Origin of the sequence: Coprococcus sp. AF21-14LB (assembly GCF_003458885.1) — a bacterium.
GTDB lineage: Bacteria > Bacillota > Clostridia > Lachnospirales > Lachnospiraceae > UBA9414.
In genome coordinates, this window is sequence record NZ_QRVX01000010.1 from 1 (window position 1) to 21,866 (window position 21,866).

15 protein-coding genes and 3 pseudogenes are annotated in these 21,866 nt (G+C 37.7%); 7 read left to right on the top strand and 11 right to left on the bottom strand.

Annotation, left to right across the window (positions count from 1 at the left end):
- The 4 genes and pseudogenes from DWX73_RS03910 to DWX73_RS03920 form a co-directional block, all read right to left on the bottom strand.
- The coding region (locus DWX73_RS03910; RefSeq protein ID WP_330413452.1) for a HipA family kinase at positions 1-417 on the bottom strand (417 nt) is incomplete at its 3' end.
- Positions 418-945: 528 nt separating this feature from the next.
- The gene (locus tag DWX73_RS03915) at positions 946-3,288 is read right to left on the bottom strand and encodes a YDG domain-containing protein (protein ID WP_278321069.1); all 2,343 of its coding nucleotides are present in this window, start codon (positions 3,286-3,288) and stop codon (positions 946-948) included.
- Positions 3,289-4,200: 912 nt separating this feature from the next.
- Positions 4,201-4,311, bottom strand: a pseudogene (locus DWX73_RS14270) (hypothetical protein); the annotation flags it as partial.
- A 29-nt stretch (positions 4,312-4,340) separates the two neighbouring features.
- Positions 4,341-6,938 carry a hypothetical protein gene (locus tag DWX73_RS03920; protein ID WP_118347063.1) on the bottom strand — a complete coding sequence of 866 codons (2,598 nt, stop codon included), beginning with the start codon at positions 6,936-6,938 and terminating at the stop codon, positions 4,341-4,343.
- Positions 6,939-7,160: 222 nt separating this feature from the next.
- Here DWX73_RS03920 and DWX73_RS03925 point away from each other — a divergent pair, with 222 nt between their 5' ends.
- Together DWX73_RS03925 and DWX73_RS03930 are read left to right on the top strand one after the other, a co-directional pair.
- Entirely contained in the window at positions 7,161-7,886 is a 726-nt protein-coding gene (locus DWX73_RS03925) for a LytR/AlgR family response regulator transcription factor (protein ID WP_118347065.1), read from the top strand.
- Positions 7,887-8,233: 347 nt separating this feature from the next.
- On the top strand, positions 8,234-9,256 hold the full coding sequence (locus tag DWX73_RS03930; RefSeq protein WP_158556820.1) for a sensor histidine kinase: 1,023 nt from the start codon (positions 8,234-8,236) through the stop codon (positions 9,254-9,256).
- A 259-nt stretch (positions 9,257-9,515) separates the two neighbouring features.
- On the opposite strand, the gene DWX73_RS03935 is transcribed toward DWX73_RS03930, so the two are convergent.
- Both DWX73_RS03935 and DWX73_RS03940 read right to left on the bottom strand, forming a co-directional pair.
- On the bottom strand, positions 9,516-9,800 hold the full coding sequence (locus DWX73_RS03935) for a hypothetical protein (RefSeq protein ID WP_242996600.1): 285 nt from the start codon (positions 9,798-9,800) through the stop codon (positions 9,516-9,518).
- Between the two features lie 76 nt (positions 9,801-9,876).
- Positions 9,877-10,521 (bottom strand): transmembrane-type terpene cyclase, encoded by a 645-nt coding sequence (locus DWX73_RS03940; RefSeq protein WP_118347071.1) that lies wholly within the window; start codon positions 10,519-10,521, stop codon positions 9,877-9,879.
- Between the two features lie 127 nt (positions 10,522-10,648).
- Between DWX73_RS03940 and DWX73_RS03945 the strand changes: the two genes are divergently transcribed.
- From DWX73_RS03945 to DWX73_RS03960, 5 genes are all read left to right on the top strand, one after another.
- Positions 10,649-11,224: a TetR/AcrR family transcriptional regulator gene (locus DWX73_RS03945; RefSeq protein WP_158556821.1), complete on the top strand. Its 576-nt coding sequence runs from the start codon at positions 10,649-10,651 to the stop codon at positions 11,222-11,224.
- Positions 11,217-11,942, top strand: a complete 726-nt coding sequence (locus DWX73_RS03950) for a MurR/RpiR family transcriptional regulator (protein ID WP_118347075.1) — start codon at positions 11,217-11,219, stop codon at positions 11,940-11,942. The genes DWX73_RS03945 and DWX73_RS03950 overlap by 8 nt, the downstream gene beginning before the upstream one ends.
- Positions 11,943-12,086: 144 nt before the next feature.
- Complete coding sequence (locus DWX73_RS03955) at positions 12,087-13,418, top strand: PTS transporter subunit EIIC (RefSeq protein WP_242996602.1); 1,332 nt, start codon at positions 12,087-12,089, stop codon at positions 13,416-13,418.
- Positions 13,415-13,966 carry a PTS sugar transporter subunit IIA gene (locus DWX73_RS13870; protein ID WP_242996604.1) on the top strand — a complete coding sequence of 184 codons (552 nt, stop codon included), beginning with the start codon at positions 13,415-13,417 and terminating at the stop codon, positions 13,964-13,966. Before DWX73_RS03955 ends, DWX73_RS13870 begins: the two co-directional genes overlap by 4 nt.
- A gap of 2 nt (positions 13,967-13,968) precedes the next feature.
- Positions 13,969-15,402, top strand: a complete 1,434-nt coding sequence (locus tag DWX73_RS03960) for a 6-phospho-beta-glucosidase (RefSeq protein ID WP_199413530.1) — start codon at positions 13,969-13,971, stop codon at positions 15,400-15,402.
- 247 nt (positions 15,403-15,649) lie between these two features.
- Here the strand turns inward: DWX73_RS03960 and lysS are convergent.
- The 5 genes and pseudogenes from lysS to argF form a co-directional block, all read right to left on the bottom strand.
- Positions 15,650-17,625: pseudogene (gene lysS, locus DWX73_RS03965) on the bottom strand (lysine--tRNA ligase).
- Between the two features lie 22 nt (positions 17,626-17,647).
- Positions 17,648-18,129: pseudogene (gene greA / locus DWX73_RS03970) on the bottom strand (transcription elongation factor GreA).
- A 199-nt stretch (positions 18,130-18,328) separates the two neighbouring features.
- Positions 18,329-19,330 carry a tRNA dihydrouridine synthase DusB gene (gene dusB, locus DWX73_RS03975; protein WP_118347079.1) on the bottom strand — a complete coding sequence of 334 codons (1,002 nt, stop codon included), beginning with the start codon at positions 19,328-19,330 and terminating at the stop codon, positions 18,329-18,331.
- A gap of 22 nt (positions 19,331-19,352) precedes the next feature.
- Positions 19,353-19,697 carry a DUF6145 family protein gene (locus tag DWX73_RS03980; RefSeq protein WP_118347081.1) on the bottom strand — a complete coding sequence of 115 codons (345 nt, stop codon included), beginning with the start codon at positions 19,695-19,697 and terminating at the stop codon, positions 19,353-19,355.
- Positions 19,698-19,750: 53 nt separating this feature from the next.
- Positions 19,751-21,829 (bottom strand): ornithine carbamoyltransferase, encoded by a 2,079-nt coding sequence (gene argF / locus DWX73_RS15465; protein WP_118347083.1) that lies wholly within the window; start codon positions 21,827-21,829, stop codon positions 19,751-19,753.
- Positions 21,830-21,866 lie beyond the last annotated feature (37 nt).

Sequence of the window (21,866 nt, forward strand, 5' to 3'; positions counted from 1 at the left end):
TAAGTTACCAGGATTTCTATCTGTATTAAATATAACATGGTCAAATAAAAGAATCTTTACAAAATCCTCTTTGTTTTTCATCTTATTAATAATAGTAGGAAGTAGTTTTGTAACCTTTGGCATATATTCTGAAAAAAAAGCTTTTCCATAGTTATGTGATGTTGCAAGTTCTTTGTCTTGTATTTCTGACGAACTATCTAAAATACAAACACCGGATCTTGGCATTGGAATATCCAGTAGAATAGCTAAACGATAACACAAATACTCATTAAAGAGCACTAGATTACCTTCCGGTCCATTATATAATTTTGCAACAACCTGTGTCCCGTCTTCCAAAATTGCAAATTTGGGGTCTGTCGAACCAAGGTTCATATTGTAACACAATTGACTAATTTTTGGCTCGTTAATGAATATCACCTCCAATAACTATATATATTTATTTTATCAGAAACTATCTAAATTTACGAGCAAATTTTCACTTTAAATATACTTTATATCATCAGAAATAAAGGCTTCACTTGTTTGAACTGGGAAAGGGCAAGTGGACACCCTATTTTCAAAAAAGTTGAAAAAATTTTTTGCGCCAAAAAGCCGCCTGCTACGATTAAGGCACAAACAACGATAGAAAACTCCATTTCTATGTGGTATAATCTTATCCATCAGAATGACAAAATTGAATTTATGCGGTTGTCAGAGGTTTTTGGAACTTTCCTATAAAGGAAGCAAAAGGATCGGTAAATACAACACTCACTTACCAATCCCACATATTGTAATAAAAACATTTTACATTAATACACGTATTCTCTATAATCTGCTCCCTCTGTTTTTCAAAGAGAAGTATTATTTTATATTTACCTTACAGAAACAAAAATACGAATCTCTCACAGAATATTAGGTATTAAAAACACTAATTTCTATGAGAGATTCGTATTTTATTGAATAAAATTAATTACATTTCTTTTTTCTGTAAAAATAGGTGGTAGAAACACTTCCCATGGATACAAATAATAAACCAAACCACAATACCAAATTTGCAGAATCTCCGGTTTGTGGGCTTCCGATTTCTTGATTCGGCTCTTTGCTCTCCGATTTTTCTGGTTCAGTCGTATTTCCCGGTTTTTGTGGTGCAGGTGTTATATTTTTTTCAATTTTTATCTGTGTCTCCACATATCCTTTCTCTCCATAAATGGTGAGCATATGGTTTCCTTCTTTTAATTCTTCCAAAACATTTGGTTGCAGAACCACTGTTCCATCATTCACCACATAGTCTGTTCCTTCTACTAAAGGTTTCCCATTCAGAGTAACATCCGTAACTTTACCAATTTCTTCCGGTGTCTGGACAGAAAGTCCATTGTCATCTCCCTTGTTCCAACTGCTACCACTTCCGCCTCCAACTTCATGTTCTTGATAGTTTGGATCTTTCCATTCACATACTGTACATACTCCATGAACGTATTTGTGACCTGTTGCAGGGATTGCCATGCTGTCTTTGATTGCATCACAGTTTTTACAATGGATGGATTTGCTTCCTTCTTCTGTACAAGTTGCCTCTTTGTCTATCGTGTACTCTTCTTCCCAATTATGTCCAAGAGCTCCAATGTCTGTCACATCTTTTGTATCTGTATATACATTTCCTTCAAAGGTAAGTTTTGCCGTATAGGTAGTTGTACCTTCTTGGATACATGTTGCAGGCTCTTTTACTGTACTTGTTACATCTGCAGTTTTTGTCTCCACGTGACTATTGTCATTTTGACAGATAAACGTTCCTGTCGCAGTCTTTCCGTCTTCGCTCCAATTCCACCTTGGTTCTTCATATGCATGACCTGTTGCAGGGATGTTTGTACTGTCTTTGACTGCATCACAGTTTTTACAATGAATAGACTTACTTCCTTCTTCTGTACAAGTTGCTTCTTGATCTACTGTAAAATCTTCCTCCCAATCATGACCATTGGCATCTAAGTCCTTTGTTTCTGTAACGGAACATCTTTTACATGTTCTTTTTTCAGAACCCTTGTTTTCACAATCCGGCGAGGTTACCGTCTCCCATTCTCCCCAATCATGTCCAAGGGCAGACCCTTCATCTGCTACTGTCTTCGTTTGTGTACAGCCCTCATGATCACATTCTGCTGTTTTTGTACCGTCTGTAAGACATCCTGCATTGGAATCTGACGTATAGGTTGTAAAGCTATGCTCCTGTGCTTCTTTTACAACTGCACCACATACTGTACAGGTAACCGGTGTTGTACAATCACTATCATCCGCATTCGGTGTGTGTTCCGCATTGACTGTAACTGCAAGAACCGTCTCATTTCCCGCTTGATCCACTACTGTAATCTGATGTTTTCCGGCAGTAAGTGTATAAACATTTTTTTCATTTGGAGTCAATTCCTTTTCATTTGCTTTCACAACATCTAGATTTGTTTCTTCTACTGTAAATGTAATTTCTATACAATATACTTTGTCTTTCTCAAGACCATGTACTTCCGGTTTTGTCTTATCTAACTGATAGTTCTCTGTTATTCTGGTGGAAATAGCCCCTGTTTGCTCATTTTTCACATAGAATTCAATGCTGTTCGCACCTTCTTCACTGCCAGCCAATTCCTTACTCCAGTTTGTACTTCTTGAACCGTCCGCTTTATTACCAAGAGCAAGAAGATATCCTTCTTTTGCCTGTATCTTGAAGTCTTCCTTCACCCATCCATTGGCATTTGGCTGGGATGTTGTATATTCCACATCTTTCGTCGGAATCCATGCATTTGTAATGTTTGCAGTCACTCCTGTTGGCTGAATGAGTGTATAGTTATTCAGCACATCTTCTTCCGCATCTAACGTAAATTCCGTGAAATGGATTGCGATATTCTTTCCAGCATCTACACTGGCAAATGTAGGGGTTCCATTGATTAAAGTAATCTGATCACCTTCTGCAACTCCTACCAATGTTACAGTCTCGATTTCAGCAGTATTTAATCCATCATACTGTTTGTCTTTTACTTTAACCTCTACAGATAATTCTGCTTTTGTGATTTCAAAGTCATGCTTAACAGAAGAACCATTGTAATATGCATCCTCTGGAATCGATACGTTCAACTGATACTTACCAACTTTTGAAGGCGCTTTATCAAGAACTGTTCCATCTTCTGAATTCCAGTTCAAGGTAACTTCCGGTGCATTTTCTGTTTTATGGATATCTTTCTCCACATCTACTGTTACTGATTTTCCATTATACACTCTGCTCAGATTAAATGCTGTATCTTTAAAGGATACTGTCGTATCTTTCTTATGAAGCATGATTGAAATATCTTTTGCAGTATTGTTTAAGTTTTCGCTGCCGTTATATTTTACTGTGATTGTCAGCGCCTGGTCAGAAGGTTTCAATACCTTTCTTACGTTCTCATCTTTTGTATCAATTGTAAATTTCGCTTGGTTGTTTTTATCCAATTTTACTGAAGATGAAATTGCCGTACCACCGATATATGCAGTTACTGTGTTATCTTTCGCAAATAACCGTTCAAAGAAGAACTGTTTCTTTGCTAAATTTACCGATACATCCAATGTGATTTGATCTTCATACACATAGGTAGTCTTATCAGACGTAATTGTGATATCACTATCTGAGGAAGTAATTTTAAATTCTTTTGTTTCTTCACCTGCGGAATAATGATTCGTTGCTGGTGATGTGAGAATCACCTGATAAGCCCCTACATTCACAATCGGCGTCTGAATATCTTCATATTTATCGCCAATAAGTTGCTGATAGGTAACCTGAACTTCACTTTCCTTATGATTGATATCATAAGCCAATTCTGAAATCTCTTTACCATCATAGGTTTTGGACAAATCATTGATATTCGTAATTTCTGTAGCTTTCTTACAAATAGGTACTGTAATATCTTTACTTGAAACATCTAAGTTATGATTACCTTCATACTTAATTGTGAATGTGAAAGCCTTATCTAATTCACCCAATTTATCTGTCTTTGTTGTATCAAATGTAATAACTGCTTTCTTATCTTCGAGCTTTACATCATTAGATAATTTCTGCTCACCTAAGTATAAGGCAACTGTATCTTGCTGTAATAATTTTGTACTAAGATTGGACTCAGATTTCAAATCCACATCAATCTTGAATGTCAAAGTATCACCATATATATATTCCGATTTATCTAATGTCACTTGGATGTCTGAATCACTTTTTGTAATAACAAATTCTTTTTCAATACTTGCTTCATTGTAGTTCGTATCTTCTTCCACACTGGCAACGACTTTATATGTACCTACATTCACCGGTGCACTATCAAGTGGTTTCCAATCCGTTCCGTCGTAACTATACCATGTAAATACTACATCTTTACTACTTCCTGTTTTGTTACATTTGGTTCAGAGATTGCATGCTTATCATAAGTCTTATCAATGTTGTCTTTCTCAAATGTAAGTGTTGTATTAGCTTTTGTGATTTCAAATGGTACAGGATTTGATTCCAATCCCGTATAATCATTTGTTTCTTCTACTGTTGCTTTTACATAATGTGTTCCGACATTTGTAGGTACACCACTTGCATAAACACCATTTTCTTCACTGCTGTATGTATATGTAACTGTTCCAAACTTCGCTTTTGCACTTGGATGATTTGCATTTTCTCCATATTTCCAACCTTGAATAGTTAGTTCTTCTGTCCAACTATTTACTTGTTTAGCAGTTCCATCTTCTCCAATTCTAATAGTAAATTCATACGTTTTACCATCAAAATCTTCATGTGTCAGTTTATGTTCTCCCACCGGTAAATACACCCAAATCTTATCTGTTCCCAGTTGAGCAGGGAATGCGTAATCTTTTCCATCTACTTTTAGAGATTTCACATTACTATTTTCTAATGTTATGTTTGCTTTATAAACTGTATCGCCAGCAGAATTTTTAATTTCCGTATCATTAACTTTTCCTTGAACAAAACCACCATCAATCACAATTTCTCCAATAAGTTCATTTCTGATATTTCCGCCTTTGATAATTACACTACTATTTGAAACATTGCTTCCAATTTTACTTCCTGTAATCGTACCTCCATTGATGGTAATTTCACTAGGCTGTGTCGTAGAATAACTGCCAATTCCAATACCATTATCACTGGAAACGTCAATAATTCCACCGTTAATATAAATATTTTTAGTATATGCGGAGTTATATCCCGGTGAACCAATTCCCGGACCATTACGACCATGAAGTTTCAATTCTCCTTCCGGTTCCTCACTATCAATCACCAAACATCCACTATCTGTCACATTCATAAATTGAATAGCTGCTGCATCACCCGAATGTACACCCAACACATTTGTACCTCTTATCATAATCGTCAAATCAGCGCTACCCGCAACGTCAATACACGGAACATCATTTAAATTAATAGTTATATTATCTAACGTAAGCATCCCTTTAAAGTTTTCCGGTATTACAATTCGGTCACTTGTTTCAGTTATTCCTTCCGGATGTTTTACAACATATTTACCATTTGTATTGAAAGTTAAAATACCATTTCTATATGTATAATCTGTACCTTTTACCCCACCTTCCACAACAAAATGTTCTTTTCTTGCCGCCGGAAGTGTAACATTCACATTACTTGTTGGTGTACCAGAGATAGTAAACCCACCATCTGTTTCACTCACTTTCAATCCGTTCAACCGACTTTGAAGATTGCTGATATAAGCCTCTGGAAGATAATATCCGTCAACAACTTCTACGGTAATATCTGTAATTGCTGTATTGGGAGCAACTTCCTGCTTTGCATTATTTGAAGCGATACTTAGTCCTGTACCTGCAGTAATATTTACAATAGTTTCTTTTTCTTCTGTCGCCAATGTTGCGTATGTCATTCTGTTTGTTGTATTCGTTGTTTCCAACCATACTTTACAATTAACAAAAGTATCTAGCCCCATATCACTTGCAGAAACTTCTTTTTCATTTGTAATATGTTTTGCCTTTGCTCCATCACTATTTTGCACTATTAAATATGTACCATTTGGAACACCTGTTAATATAACTTTTCTCTTATCATAAGACACTAATACAGAGCCTAAATCTTTTCCACTATATCTCAATGTAAATGCGCCATTCGTTGTTAATGCTCCATCAGAGGATGCTGCTGACGCAGCAGATGCAAAGAGGACAGATGACAGATTGAGTTCAAAGGCAGGTACCAATGCGATTTGACTGTTAACAAATTGATAGTATACAATTATTTTATTATACATTGTTGGTTTTGTCTGTGCAATTCTCGCATATCTATGAGGATCACTTAAGTGCGGTGCACGGAGCCATAAATCACCTTTTCCCCAATAATTATTATCAATCCGAAGACCGTTATTCAAATCTTTGGAACTATTCTCCCCAACCGTAATATACTCATCCCATACGCTTTTATCCTCATAACCATAGGCAAGATATAATTTATTGGTTGTAGAATATACACTACTATTTTTTAAATCATCGGTATAAATAGTTGTTTCATTCATCAAGTTTTGTTCTGCACTTGTAAAATAAGAAATCTCCAAATCTTTTAATGTATTTCTTAATGGACTTGCTCCATAGTGGTTTGGACCAACTTCTATTGGCGATTCATTTAAATAAGTACAATCCTTCCACAAATCTTGATTTGTTTTATCATTTTCCCAAGTAGATTCAAACATTTGATTTATCGCAAGTGGACTTGCCGCAAATAAAGCCAGATTTCCATCTTGACTTCCAGCAATCCACCACTGCTGATCATTATTACCGAAATAGACCTTTGCAGGATTTTTTTCTCCATCATTGTCATTTGTGTTAAAAGTCTTTAGTTCATCAACAGTCGCAAACTTGGTACTGTCCGGTAATTCCGCCGCATGGACTTCTTTGACAAATTGCGGCACCGCTGTTACAACCATCACAGCCGAAAGTAGTGCTGCCATCCCCTTCTCAAAAAAAACGTCTCATATCCTCTTCTCCTTTTCTCTATATGCTATCTTCCCTATATATACGGAATGAATTTTTCATTACATTTCATTATAGCAAATTTTCCTCTACCCTCCCCCCTGCATTTCACACCCGAATACATACACTTTACGAATTAAATTCTCTTTTCCTCTCATTTCTGATATAATAATACATATTTTTACAAAGGAGTTTTCATTATGAAACTTAACATTGCAATCTGCGATGATGATAGAGATGATTGTCAAAAGCTGCACGATTTTCTTCAGACATACGCTCTCCATCATGATCTTCTGTTCCAGCTTACAGACTTTTCCAATGGCGAAGACTTTTTATCGACTCACACTCAACAGCCTTTTGACATTGTATTTATGGATATTTATCTAACGGGAATGAATGGAACAGACGTAATTGCCTCCTGCAATTCCAAATCTCTGCAAACAGTTTTTACGACTACAAGCCGGGAGTTTGCCATTGAAGCTTTCAACCTAAATGCTTCGCATTATCTCTTAAAACCAATCACTTACGAAGCCATTGACGAGGCGATGAAACGTTGTCTTGCCACAAAGGATGTACAGCATTTCCGGTGTCTGGAGATTAAGACAAACCAAGGGCTCATATCTCTTCCGGTTCATCAAATCATCTACATTGAAGTCTTCAATAAACTTTGTTCGATACACACAGAGAAAAATACATTCCACACCTATTCTTCTTTGGATTCCCTGTTTGAGCTTTTAGACAGCCACACATTTATGCGGGCTCAGAGAAGTTATATTGTAAATATGAATGATATTGAATCGTTCTACTTTGACCATATTGTGTTATCAAATGGCAAAGAGATTATGCTTTCAAGAAATACAAGATCGGAATTGAAAAAACAGTATCAGCAATTTCTATTCCGTCTGGCAAGGAGGAAACCCCATTGATATTCTTACGACTTTGTTTCGGTTATCTTTTGCAAACTGTTCCATTTGCACTTTTGTGCTTTTTGCCGTTTGTGAATCATTTTCGTTTTTCCAAAAGAAAAACTATTGTTTTGACTTCCTGTATCGTTCTGGGATGTTCTCTCGTGTTTTCTATATTCGGAACGTTTCTCGCCACCATTCTGCCGGGAAACCATTCCCTATTTCGGGCTGTCAATCTAGTTTTTATGTTTTGCCTCCTGCCATGCCTTTTTTGGTATATTTATGCGATTAAAACCATCTGGCAGAAAAAACTGTTTATTTTTTCCTTCACCCTCACCTATGCCCTGATCATTACTTCCATTGGAAACATGATCAGCACATGCATTTATTACGATGCCCCAACAGACGGACTTCCTTACAAAGGATATACAACGATCATCCTGCTTTTCGTTTCCGCACTTTTTCTTCCTGTCTGGAACTTTCTTTTAAAGAAATATTTTGTTCCGCTTGAAGAAGCCTTGGGGAAGAAAGAAAGCGGTCATCTGGCTGTATTATCCCTTCTGTTGTTTGCCGTACTTTCCAGTTGGCTTTCCTTCTTTCACTATGACAGTCTATTTCGTGAGCCGATGCTATTTTTCCTATATTTTGCATTACTTACCTCTGCCTATGTTATTTATCTTCTGTATTTTAAAATGTTTTCCTCTCTTCAGGAAAAACATGTTGCAGAAAAACGATATTTAGAAATGGAATACGGCATGCAGCTTCTTGACAAGCAATATACGCAACTCCAGGAGAATATTGAAAATAGCCGTCGCTTAAAGCATGATTTAAAACACCATATGCTTGCGATTCGTGAATATTTGAGTCAAAATGAAACAGAAAAAGCAACCGTTTATATTGAGAATTATCTTCACTCACTCCAGGAATTTGAACTCCTAAAGTTTTGTGATCACCAGCTTATCAATATGATCGTCAGCCATTATTATGCCCTTGCAAAAGAACATGATATTGATTTTCAAGTGCATATCACGCTTCCTAAAGAACTTCCAATCGCAAATTCGGATCTGACTGTCCTTTTGGGAAATCTTTTGGAAAATGCAGTAGATGCCGCTTCCAAGTCCGAGCCAACGACTCGTAACATTCAACTAAACATCATTCTGCATCGGAAAATGTTAGCCATTACTGTGGACAATAGCTTTGATGGAAAAATCAAATGTACTTCCACCGGAGAATACCTTTCAACCAAAGAAAATCATAACGGAATGGGATTAAAAAGTATTGCGGACATTTCCGATAAATATAACGGCGGGGTAGAATTCAATCATGATGACAGAGAATTCCATTCCTGCGTCATGGTAGGGCTTGATTCCAACTACACAGAACAGCCTTAATATAGGGTTAAAAACTAACTTTTATATCTAAATAGTATTCTTCTTATACGGCAAAGGGATTGGTAAATACAACACTCACTTACCAATCCCACATATTGTAATAAAAACATTTTACATTAATACACGTATTCTCTATAATCTGCTCCCTCTGGTTCAAGTTTTACTATACTTTTTATAGATTCAAACAGTATTCGCCCAAACTACTTTCTACCAAAATATTTAAAAATTCAACTGTCATGTAGTTTTCTCTGTTTTAAAGTCAGCACTTCTTAAATTTATATTTTCCTTTTCCGTGACCGGATACTGGTTCAATAATATCTGCCTGCGCCAGATTAGAAAGAAGTTTGGAAGCACCTGAACCTTTCAACGCAAGAAGTTCCATAACTGCACTTCTTCCAAATACTTCATCAAAACCAAACTTCTCTAAAAGTCTATGAATATGAGCTGTCGTTTTTACAGAGAAATCGCTGCCCTTTTCGGAAAGTACACTTTCAATATCCACTTTTTTATCTTGAATGTCCACTTTTCCATTCTCAATATCCACTTTTGTATCCCCAATGTCCACTTTTTTTATTCAAACATTCAAAAACCAATAATTAACTCTTCATCCGAAATTGCTTTTAATTCTCTTTTTTCTCTTTTCTGTAATGTATCAGCAAAGTAATATAAATCAAATCAAACACACAGCAAAATAATCCACAAATAAGCACAACTGGATTAAAAGTAATAATTCCCATCAAAATAGTCGGTGCAAGTGTCCCAATCCACTTAGCAAATGCCAAGATCAATGATGTTCCTTCCATACTGTTTCGCTTCAAAAACAAACCGATAAACAAAACAGACATTAAAAGATTTTGTAGAAACGCAGAATATTGGGCTGCCATTACAAAACCAAATTCCTGAATAAACACGAACTGCAATGCCATGCTACATACAAGGACAAGTAAACTATACGGAACAAAAAAGCAACTATTAACCTGTTTTGCCCATTCTTTTCTACCGTATTTAAAATATGTGTAAAGTATTACACAATCAAAAATAACCCAAAAAATATTGACAATCGTCTGTGCTAATAGCATTCCTCCCATTTCTCCGTGTGCACCAAGAAAAATATCCGAATAAGTATAAGTTATTTCCCAGGTTATGTTCAATGCTAAAGCCCAAAATGGCATAGCATAAGTTTTCTCTTTAAGTCCCAGACGAATACACTCTTCATATACAATAATCCATCCTATGCCAGACAATAACGTTAAAAATAGTTCCATGATAAGCGCCTCCTTGACACGTGTCAGTATTATAGGTATAGTAAAGAAAAACAGACTACTCGTCAATACTATTTCAATAAGACATACAGATATCCATTTCTGTCAGTCTTTTATGGAGACTTATTATATGTATCACGGAACGAACCCATCTGCACTGAGATCTAGGGCTTGTATCACAGAAGCGTTGCTCACACTCCTCAAAAAGGAAAAATATACAGATATAACAATAAAAAATATCTGCCGGGAAGCAGATTTGTCGAGGCAAACTTTTTATCAGATTTTCGAGTCGAAAGATGAAGTAATAAAATATCTGTTTAGCGATTTATTTTCAGAATTTGAGGAACAATGTAATTATTTTCTCGATATGACTCTCTCGAAATTATGTTGCTCCTTTTTTGAATTTTTTCAAGAACATGAAAATTTTATTTCGATTCTGATAGATAACAATATGGCTTATTTATTAGAACAGGAATTTGAACACTATTTACCCAAAATCGAATTATTTAAAAAAATCAATGACACTGAAGCATATCCTGACTACTCTGTATGCTATATGGCAGGTGCATTATCACAAATATTAATTCATTGGTATAAAAACGGTATGAATATTCCTGTTGAAGTCATAGGTAATATGACTGAAAATATGGCTTCTGGGAAAATATTTACACTTACAACAAGAGAGGAGGACTCTGACAATGTTTAATTATGAAACAGTTCAATCATTCAATGATTTAGAATTAATCGTTTATAAATACATATTAAGCCATAAAAATGAAGTCAAATACATGACAATTCGCGAATTAGCGGATGCTGTGCATGTATCTACTTCAACCATTGTTCGCTTTTGCAAAAAAAATGGCTGTGATGGATATTCAGAATTTAAGGCACAGCTTAAAATTTTTCTAAAAGAAGAAAAGGTTCATAGTAATGTAAAACTTAACGATGATGGCATTGATGAAATCATGCGTTTTTTCCATATGGTGACTTCCACCGAGTATGAACAGCTCATTCAAAAAACCGCTGAAGCAATTGCCAACGCAAAGCAGTTAATATTCATTGGAATCGGTACTTCCGGAATATTAGGCAAATATGGTGCCCGCTATTTTTCTAATCTCGGAAAATTCAGTCAATATATCGAAGACCCTTATTATCCGATTGGACATGACATGGAGTCCGCACTTGTAATTGCTCTGTCAGAATCCGGTGAAACTGAACAGATTATTAAGCAAGCAGAGCGATTTCGTCATCATAATTGCAAACTACTGAGCATTACGAATAAAGAATCTTGTACATTAGCTAAAATGTCCGATTTTCATTTAACATACTATATCAGCAGACGGCTTGTACAAAATGAATATAATATCACGACCCAGGTACCTGTAATATATTTATTGGAAACGCTTGGAAGACGAATCTACTAAGATACACCCTGTTTCTCTCATGGAACAAATTTCTATCGTATGTACATATTCCAGAAAGCTCCAAATCTATGGCTTTTTTTTAGATATACGATATAATCAGAATCAGATAGCAACCGGTGCTAAAAAGCGAAAGGAGCAATTATTATGGCGATAGATTATCGAATTACCGCAAAAGAACTTGTAAAAGAATTAGGCGGCGACGCAAACATTACTAAAGTTACTCATTGTGCAACAAGACTACGTTTTATTTTAAAAGATGAATCAATAGTAGACTCTTCCAAAGTGACTAAAATTCCGGGGGTGATTACTACTGTGCAGGCCGGTGGACAATATCAGGTTGTCATCGGAAATCATGTGAAAGATGCCTTCAATTTTGTTATGGAACTGATTACTGTAGATGAAACAAAAGATGATACTCCACAGCCAAAAACAGGGCTATTTAATCGCATCATTGATATTATTTCCAGCATTTTTGCACCATTTTTATATACTCTTGCTGCATGTGGTATTTTGCAGGGTATTCTTGGTATTTTTGTGGCACTTAATATGATCGATACTACTGGTGGTACTTATCAGGTTTTAAACTTTATTTCATGGACTGCCTTTACCTTTTTACCGGTACTGATTTCCATTACGGCATCAAAAAAATTTAATGTAAATACATTTGTTGCCGTAGTAATCGCATGTGCCTTAGTGTGTCCCGATTACATGAATATGGTATCTGCCGGAGAGCCTGTTTATTTTTTAGGAATGCGAATCCAATTATTAAGTTATACCTCTTCTGTAATTCCAATTATTCTCGCAATTTGGATTGCTTCATACGTACAGAAATTTTTTGATAAATATCTTCCAATCGTAGTGAGAAATCTGTTCTCTCCTATGCTCACAATCACAATCATGGTGCCTCTGACACTTCTTGCATTTGGTCCTGTCGGAAATACCATTGGCGGTGCAATTGGTGACATATACAATTATTTATATAATCTGAGCCCTATTATCGCTGGTCTGATTGTTGGAGGACTTTGGGAAGTACTTGTGATCTTCGGTGTTCATTGGGGAATCACTCCGGTAACAGTAGGAAATTACGCTTCTCTCGGATATGATACTTTTACCGGGCTTCAGGCATCCGCTGTCTTTTCACAGGCTGGTGCAGCTCTCGGTGTATTCTTAAAAACAAAAGACAAAGATATGAAAGGTGTTTCCCTTTCTGCTGCCATTACCGGATTATTCGGCATCACGGAACCGGCCATTTACGGTGTCAACCTTCGTTTAAAGAAACCAATGATTTGCGGTTGTATTGCAGGTGCTATCGGTGGTGCTGTTGGCGGTGCTTTCCATGCAGTATCCTGGGGATATAATATGCCCGGAATCGCAACAATACCAGCTTACTTTAAAACAGGACATATGTCACAGTTATTGGTTTTCTTATTTCAATTGCTGTTTCTTTTGTACTTGGTATTCTTCTTACATGTTTGACTAAATTTGAAAATGCGGATACAAAAGAAGTAAAAAATGAATCAACTGAAAACCCTAAAGTAACAGAAGCATGTACACCTGATCTTAATCTCGAAATTGCATGTCCAGTAAAAGGAACTATTATTCCTGTAACAGAAGTAAAGGATGAAGCTTTCGCATCCCAGGGAATGGGTGATGGAATCGGAATCATCCCTCAGGATGGAAATATTTATGCCCCATTTGACGGAACTATTGAAGCTGTATTTCCTACTGGTCATGCCATAGGACTTTCCTCAAACGGTGTCTCTCTGCTAATTCATATCGGAATTGATACAGTCAAGCTAAATGGAGAAGGTTTCCATCTCATGGTAAATCAAGACGATTGTGTAAAAAAAGGAGATTTACTTGTTTCCTTCGATCAGAAATTACTTGAAGAAAAAGGCTATGATCCAACTGTCATCTGTATTGTTACAGAAATGGATGAACAAGCTCACTTGAATATTGAATCTCATTGTGAGAAAAATGCGATGGAACAGGTTATGGTTGTTAAAAACAGTCAGGAGGAATAATTATGGATTATCAATTACCAGATACATTTCTTTGGGGTGGAGCTGTAGCAGCTCATCAAGTAGAAGGCGGATGGAATGAAGGCGGAAAAGGAATCAGTATCGTAGATGTATTGACTGCAGGTTCTCATGGTGTAGACCGCATTATTACAGACGGAATTCAGGATGGATACTATTATCCAAATCATGATGCTGTTGATTTCTATCATACATATAAAGAAGACATCAAATTATTTGCAGAGATGGGCTTTAAATGTTTTCGTACCTCCATTGCCTGGACACGGATCTTTCCAAAAGGAGATGAGGAGACTCCGAATGAAGAAGGACTTCAATTTTACGATGACTTATTTGACGAGTTATTAAAATATGGAATCCAACCTGTTGTTACACTATCTCATTTTGAAATGCCTTATTATCTTGTCAAAAAGTACGGCGGCTGGAAAAATCGAAAACTCATTGATTTTTTTGTAAAATATGCACTCACAGTCATGGATCGTTACAAACATAAAGTCAAATACTGGATGACATTTAATGAAATCAATAACCAGAAAAATTATAAATATCCTTTATTTGGTTATACTTGTTCCGGCGTAATTTTTACAGAAGATGAAAATCCAGAGGAATGTATGTATCAGGTTGTTCATCATGAGCTGATTGCCAGTGCAATAATCGTAAAAGAAGGTCATAAAATAAATCCAGATTTCCAGATTGGCTGTATGATTGCTTGTGTACCTCTCTATCCTTATTCCTGTCATCCCGAAGATATGATGTATTCTGCATTAGCTATGCATGATCGTTATCTGTTTGGTGATGTACATGTAAGAGGCGAATATCCATCTTATATTTTGAAAGAGTGGGAACGCAAAGGCTTTTCCATTAAACAGGAAAAAGATGACGCAGAAATATTACGTCAGGGAAAAGTCGATTTTGTTGGATTAAGCTATTATATGACGAATGCAGTAAAAGCCAACAATGTCGTAGAAGGAAACGGATTAGACGGATTCCCGGGCAGCGTTAGCAACCCTTATGTGCAGAAAAGCGACTGGGGATGGCAGATTGATCCAATTGGTCTGAGATATGCACTGAATCTTCTCTATGAAAGATATCAAAAACCTCTTTTTATCGTAGAAAACGGTTTCGGAGCTATTGATCATATAGATTCTGATGGAAATATCAACGATGACTATAGAATTGCCTATCTAAAAGCCCATATCGAAGAAATGAAAAAAGCAGTTGTTTTAGATGGCGTTGATCTCATGGGTTATACACCGTGGGGATGTATTGATTGTGTTTCTTTTACAACTGGTGAGATGGAAAAAAGATATGGTATGATTTACGTTGATCGAGATAATCAAGGAAATGGAACTTTAGAAAGGAAACGAAAAAAATCATTTTATTGGTATAAAAAAGTCATTGCCAGCAATGGGGAAGAACTTTGATCTCCATATTGGAAAATAGAAATCTAAGCACGAAGGTTTGACCTTTTATCCTATTATTGCTTATTATTATATGAAAAAAGCACTGTAATCTCACTTCTAAGTGAATCAGTGCTTTTTTTCATATTGTCATTAAGCTAGTAATTTGTAATAAAAAATCAACTAACTACAAGTTCTTCTTTAATCTTATTCATAGCTTCCATGAGTAAGTGCCCTCAACAATCCATATTGTTGGAGTAGTTTTACTTTCTTAATACAGTTTTGCTCCTGCCGGAATCTTGTCATCCAGGATCAGAACATTCAGTCCTTCTCTTCCTTCTACAAGGTGTGTAGCGGAGATGATCATACCGCAGGAATCAATTCCCATCATCTTACGCGGTGGAAGGTTTGTGATTGCAAGTAATGTCTTTCCAACTAATTCTTCCGGCTCGTAGTAATCGTGAATACCGCTTAAAATCACACGGTCTGTGCCTGAACCATCGTCGAGAAGGAACTTCAGAAGTTTCTTACTCTTCGGAACTGCTTCACATTCTTTTACTTTTACAGCGCGGAAATCTGATTTGCTGAATGTATCGAAATCAACCATATCTTCAAATAATGGTTCTACTTCTACATTAGAGAAATCAATCTCTACGTTTGCCGGAGCTGCCTCTTCTGCAGCTGCTGCTTTTGTTTCTTCTGCCTTTACAGCTGTCTCTGCTGAAGCCTTCTGTGCAGCGTTGTTTGCTTCGTTCTTTGCAGCGCCCTGTGACTTCATTGTCGGGAAGAGTAATACATCTCTGATTGCTGCGCTGTCTGTCAGAAGCATACACATTCTATCAATACCGAATCCGATACCTCCTGTTGGCGGCATACCGATTTCAAGTGCGTTCATGAAATCTTCGTCCGTTGTATTTGCTTCATCGTCTCCCTGAGCCAGTAATTCTTCCTGTGCTTTGAAACGTGCTCTCTGATCAATCGGGTCATTTAACTCTGAATAAGCATTTGCCATTTCCCAACCATTCATAAAGAATTCGAAACGCTCTGTATATTCCGGATTCTCCGGTTTTTTCTTTGTAAGCGGAGAAATCTCAATCGGATGATCTGTTACAAATGTCGGCTGAATCAGATGTTCTTCTGCAAATTCTTCAAAGAACAGAGCAAGAATATCACCTTTTTTGTGACGCTCTTCATATTCAACATGATGTTCTTTTGCAAGTGCTCTTGCCTCTTTCAATGTGTGGACTTCATTCCAGTCAACACCTGCATATTTCTTAACCGCATCTACCATTGTGATTCTCTCAAATGGTTTGCCAAGATCCATCTCAATACCATTATATGTGATCTTTGTTGTACCAAGAACTTCCTGTGCTACATAGCGGTACAGATTTTCTGTCAGATCCATCATACCGTTATAATCTGTATATGCCTGGTATAATTCCATCAATGTAAATTCCGGATTATGTCTTGTATCAAGACCTTCATTACGGAATACACGTCCAATCTCGTAAACTCGTTCCATTCCACCAACGATCAGTCTCTTTAAATAAAGCTCAAGAGAAATGCGAAGCTCAGATCTTCATTCAATGCATTGAAATGTGTCTCAAACGGTCTTGCCGCAGCGCCGCCTGCGTTTGCTACAAGCATCGGTGTCTCAACTTCCATGAATCCCTGTCCGTCCAGATATTTTCTGATTGCGCTTAAAATCTTAGAACGTTTGATAAATGTCTCTTTTACATCCGGATTCATAATCAAATCCACATATCTCTGACGATAGCGAATATCTGTATTAGTCAGCCCGTGGAATTTCTCAGGAAGAATCTGAAGACTCTTAGATAATAAAGTCACCTCTGTAGCATGAATGGAAATCTCTCCCATCTTTGTGCGGAACACTTCGCCTTTGATACCGATAATATCTCCGATATCCATCTTCTTAAAGTCTTTATAAACCTCTTCTCCCACGTTATCTCTTGCAACATAAGACTGAATATTACCCTGTAAGTCCTGTACATTACAGAAAGAAGCTTTTCCCATAACACGTTTAGACATCATACGTCCTGCAATAGATACAACCTTACCTTCCATCTCATCAAAATGATCTTTGATCTCTGTACTGTGGTTTGTCACATCGTATTTTGTAATTACAAATGGATCTTTGCCGTTGTTCTGCAATTCTGTAAGTTTCTCACGGCGCACCTTTCTTAACTGGTTTAAATCAGTTTCCTGTACGTTCTTCTGTTCTCCCACGTTTTTCACTCCTTCGCTTGCTTTACGCTGTTCTTTCAATTCTTAACACTTTGTATTCCATTACGCCTGCCTGTGTCTCTACTGTTACAGTATCTCCGACAACATGGCCAAGAAGCGCTTTTCCTACCGGTGATTCATTGGAAATCTTTCCCTGAAGCTGTTCGCCTCTGTAGATCCAACAATTTTAAATTCCAATTCTTCTTCAAATTCACAATCGTATACATGAACTGTGCAGCCGATGTTAATCTTTTCAAGATCAACTTCATCTTCTACAACAACTTCTGCGTTCTTTAAGATTTTTTCAAGTTCTTCGATACGGGCTTCGATATCTCTCTGTTCATCTTTCGCAGCATCGTACTCTGCATTCTCAGATAAATCTCCCTGCTCTCTTGCTTCTTTAATCTTTCCTGCTACTTCTTTTCTCTTGACAACTTTTAAGTTCTCCAGTTCATCTTCCAATTTCTTTAATCCTGTGTAAGTAAGCAGTGTTTTCTTTTCTTCCATAATTGATTCTTCCTCCTACCATGCTACCTGTCTATCTTTGATTGCTTCTATAAATAAGCATGTTTATGATCATTTTTATACCGGAGTACATTTTATAAAAAAAGTTGGACTCCCGCAGTCTTGGTATTATACCGCATCACATTACTGTTGTCAAGCGATTCAAACAGTCTTTTCCGGCGGCTGTTCAAAATATATTTTTTTACGCACCACTTTCCTGATTTCTCTCCGGATATCTGTCAGGAATCCTCTCTGTCAGCAGTCTTTCTAATTCTTCATAGCTTTCTGTCTGATTGATCTCATTTCGGAGTTTCGCTGCATTTGGAAGACCTGTCGTATACCACGCAACATGTTTTCTCATCTCCAGAATTCCGAGATGATCTCCCTTCTCTTCCATCTGCATACGCGCATGCCGAAGCATCATATTCCGTATTTCTCCTGCAGTCGGGCGTTTAGGAATCACTCCCGTTTCTTCATACTGCACAAATTCACGGAAAATCCACGGATTCCCCTGCACTCCACGGCCAACCATGATGCCGTCACACCCCGTCTGACGCCGCATTTCTTCTGCTTTCTGAGGCGATGTAACATCTCCGTTCCCAATCACCGGAATACTCACTGCTTCTTTTACTTTGCGGATAATATCCCAATCAGCCTGACCGGAATAATACTGCTCTCTTGTTCTTCCGTGAACTGCCACAGCCGCTCCTCCGGATGCCTCGACAATCTTAGCAATTTCTACCGCATTAATATGCTCGTCATCAAATCCCTTCCGAATCTTAACCGTAACCGGTTTCCGGATTGCTTTTACTGTCTTTGTTACAATTTCTTCCACTAACTTTGGCTGAAGCATAAGCGCAGAGCCTTCTCCATTCTTAACAATCTTCGGCACCGGACATCCCATATTAATATCCAATATGGAAAATGGAAGTTCCTCCAAACGTTTTGCCACTTCACTGATCGTATCCGGCTCTGAACCAAATAACTGCAGTGATACCGGCATCTCATCCGGATGGATTTTCAAAAGTGCATATGTATTGCGGTTCTCATACTGTACCGCTTTGGCGCTGACCATTTCCATACAGAGCAGTCCTGCTCCCTGTTCTTTACAGAGCAAGCGGAATGGCAGGTCTGTTACTCCTGCCATTGGCGCCAGTATATATGAATTTTCCAGTGTTACATTTCCTATTGTTAGTTGTCTCATCAAATTCCTATTCCTTTACATTCTATTCATCCAACTCCGGAATGTCCTCTCCCAAAAAGAAAATCCGATAATACATCTGCAGTCCTTCCAGGAGTTCGCGTTTTGTCCGCTGCAATTCTTTAATCTTCAACCGACTTCCGATCTCATCAAACATTGGATCAAATTCTTCGCTTGTCACCTCAAAGCACAGTTCTCCATCCTCTTCAAATACAAGTGTCAGAATTCCTCCCACATCTTCTGTGTAAAGCACACACATAATTTTCAATTCATTCTGTATCTGCTCCGGAAGTCTGTCAAAATCCGGGTTCAGATAATATTTCTGCTCATAAGCATTCGCTCCGCAAAGCACCACTTTCTCATCATACATGGATCATATTCCCTTTCCGCTTTTTTAATTTATCTTCAACAGATTTTTATTTTCTACAATGTTGCCGCCATAACAGCTTTAATCGTATGCATACGGTTCTCTGCCTCATCAAATACAAGTGAATAATCCGCTTCAAACACTTCATCTGTCACTTCCATCTCTGTCAGGCCAAACTTTGCCCCGATTTCACGTCCGATTTGTGTGTCCAGATCGTGGAATGCCGGAAGGCAATGCAAGAAAACAGCTCCCTCTCCCGCATTTTTCATAATATCTGCCGTCACTTTATACGGTGTCAGATCATTGATTCGCTCTTTCCATACGCGATCCGGTTCTCCCATAGATACCCATACATCCGTGGCAATGACATTCGCGCCTTTTGTGCCTTCCCACACATCGTCTGTCAACGTAATACTTCCACCGCTTTCAGCTGCGTACGCTTCACATTCTTTTACAAGCTCTTCATTTGGAAAATATTTCTTCGGCGCACATGCTACAAAATGCATTCCCATTTTACTGCATGCAATCATAAGCGAATTCCCCATATTATAGCGGGCGTCTCCAAGATATGCGAACTTAATTCCTTCTAATGTTCCAAAATGTTCCCGGATTGTCAGAAGATCTGCCAGCATCTGTGTCGGATGATATTCATTTGTCAGGCCATTCCACACCGGGATTCCTGCATATTTTGCAAGCTCTTCCACAATCTCCTGTCCATATCCCCGATATTCAATTCCGTCATACATCCTTCCAAGAACGCGGGCTGTATCTTTAATGCTCTCTTTCTTGCCAATCTGAGAAACTGTTGGATCCAGATAAGTACTTCCCATGCCTAAGTCACTGGCAGCAATCTCAAAAGAACATCTTGTTCTTGTACTTGTTTTTTCAAAGATTAATGCAACATTCTTTCCCCGGAAATAATCTACCGGAATACCATTATGTTTCTTCTCTTTCAAATCTGCTGCCAGATCCAGCAAATAAATAATCTCTTCTTTTGTAAAATCTTTTAGTGTCAGGAAATTTCTTCCTTTCAGACAGATATCATTCTGTCTGCCTGCAACCTGCTCTACAAATTCCGGAAACTCTTGCTTCTCTCTCTCCTGCATATATGCTTTTTTTACCAACTCTAACAACTCCTCTACTGTATACACTGCATACTTCGGAATCCGCAGAAGCTTTGCACTTGCTTCCAGCATTCCCATATACAATTCCTGATCCCCCCATCCGAACGGCAGTTTTAAGATAAAAGCAATCTCTCGCTTCTTAGCTTCCGTCATATGATGGAGTTTTTCCTTATAATAACATTCATTTTCTGATTGTTCAATATAGTAAATCTTTCCCTGAAGTCCATACAGCATCCTCAGTGTGTCGTAATAACCGATTTTCAGATTCTGACGGCTTCTTTGCTTCTCAAATTCAATGATGCTTCCAAGACGTACTCTCGGTGCGACTTCATGTACAAGAGCGTCCTCCGGAAGTTTTATCTTCGGTTCCCTTCCCGGCCCGTAAATACGCACTTCAATAATATTATGGTATCCTCTATCGATCAGTGAGCCAAGAGGCACATTATTAATTACCCCTCCGTCAATGTATTTCTTGCCGTGAAGCTTTTCATTCTTAAACCCAAGAAGATACGCGCTTGCCAGAAGAAAATCTTCCAGCTGGCCCTCCGGAATATCGCGAATACTCAGATCCAGCTCTTTCATATCTGTCAGTGAAAATGTCAGCAGACAAAATTCCATCCCGGATTCTCTAATTTTCTTTTCATCGACAATATCATGAATCAGATGCTTCAGCGGAGTAATATCTACTCCGCCTTCTTTCAGTGTCTTTTTCATTTCCGAAATAAATTCCGCAAAATTGATCTCTCCGTCAAACAATCTCTGCATCCATTCGTCATCCACATCCATTACCTGAGAAAAACGGATTTCCTTCCAGATATTTTCTGCCAGTTCAAGGTCTCCCATACAGACCATAGCTCCATTCAGCGCTCCTACCGATGTTCCTGCGACAGCACAAATCTTTACTCCCGCTTCCCGCAGCGCTTTCCATGCACCAATCTGATACGCTCCTCTTGCACCGCCGCCATCAAATACAAGCCCATATTCTTTCGTAAGATCAATCACTGGTTTCATATATAATCTCCTCCTCGAACTGCTTCGATATAATTAC

Coding starts and splice junctions, on each gene's coding strand:
- argF (WP_118347083.1), bottom strand. CDS start 21,829: ATGAAACCAGTGATTGATCTTACGAAAGAATATGGGCTTGTATTTGAT.
- DWX73_RS03960 (WP_199413530.1), top strand. CDS start 13,969: ATGGATTATCAATTACCAGATACATTTCTTTGGGGTGGAGCTGTAGCA.
- DWX73_RS03925 (WP_118347065.1), top strand. CDS start 7,161: ATGAAACTTAACATTGCAATCTGCGATGATGATAGAGATGATTGTCAA.
- DWX73_RS03930 (WP_158556820.1), top strand. CDS start 8,234: ATGATCAGCACATGCATTTATTACGATGCCCCAACAGACGGACTTCCT.
- DWX73_RS03955 (WP_242996602.1), top strand. CDS start 12,087: ATGGCGATAGATTATCGAATTACCGCAAAAGAACTTGTAAAAGAATTA.
- DWX73_RS03940 (WP_118347071.1), bottom strand. CDS start 10,521: ATGGAACTATTTTTAACGTTATTGTCTGGCATAGGATGGATTATTGTA.
- DWX73_RS03980 (WP_118347081.1), bottom strand. CDS start 19,697: ATGTATGATGAGAAAGTGGTGCTTTGCGGAGCGAATGCTTATGAGCAG.
- dusB (WP_118347079.1), bottom strand. CDS start 19,330: ATGAGACAACTAACAATAGGAAATGTAACACTGGAAAATTCATATATA.
- DWX73_RS03915 (WP_278321069.1), bottom strand. CDS start 3,288: ATGCTTCATAAGAAAGATACGACAGTATCCTTTAAAGATACAGCATTT.
- DWX73_RS03950 (WP_118347075.1), top strand. CDS start 11,217: ATGTTTAATTATGAAACAGTTCAATCATTCAATGATTTAGAATTAATC.
- DWX73_RS03920 (WP_118347063.1), bottom strand. CDS start 6,938: ATGGCAGCACTACTTTCGGCTGTGATGGTTGTAACAGCGGTGCCGCAA.
- DWX73_RS03945 (WP_158556821.1), top strand. CDS start 10,649: ATGTATCACGGAACGAACCCATCTGCACTGAGATCTAGGGCTTGTATC.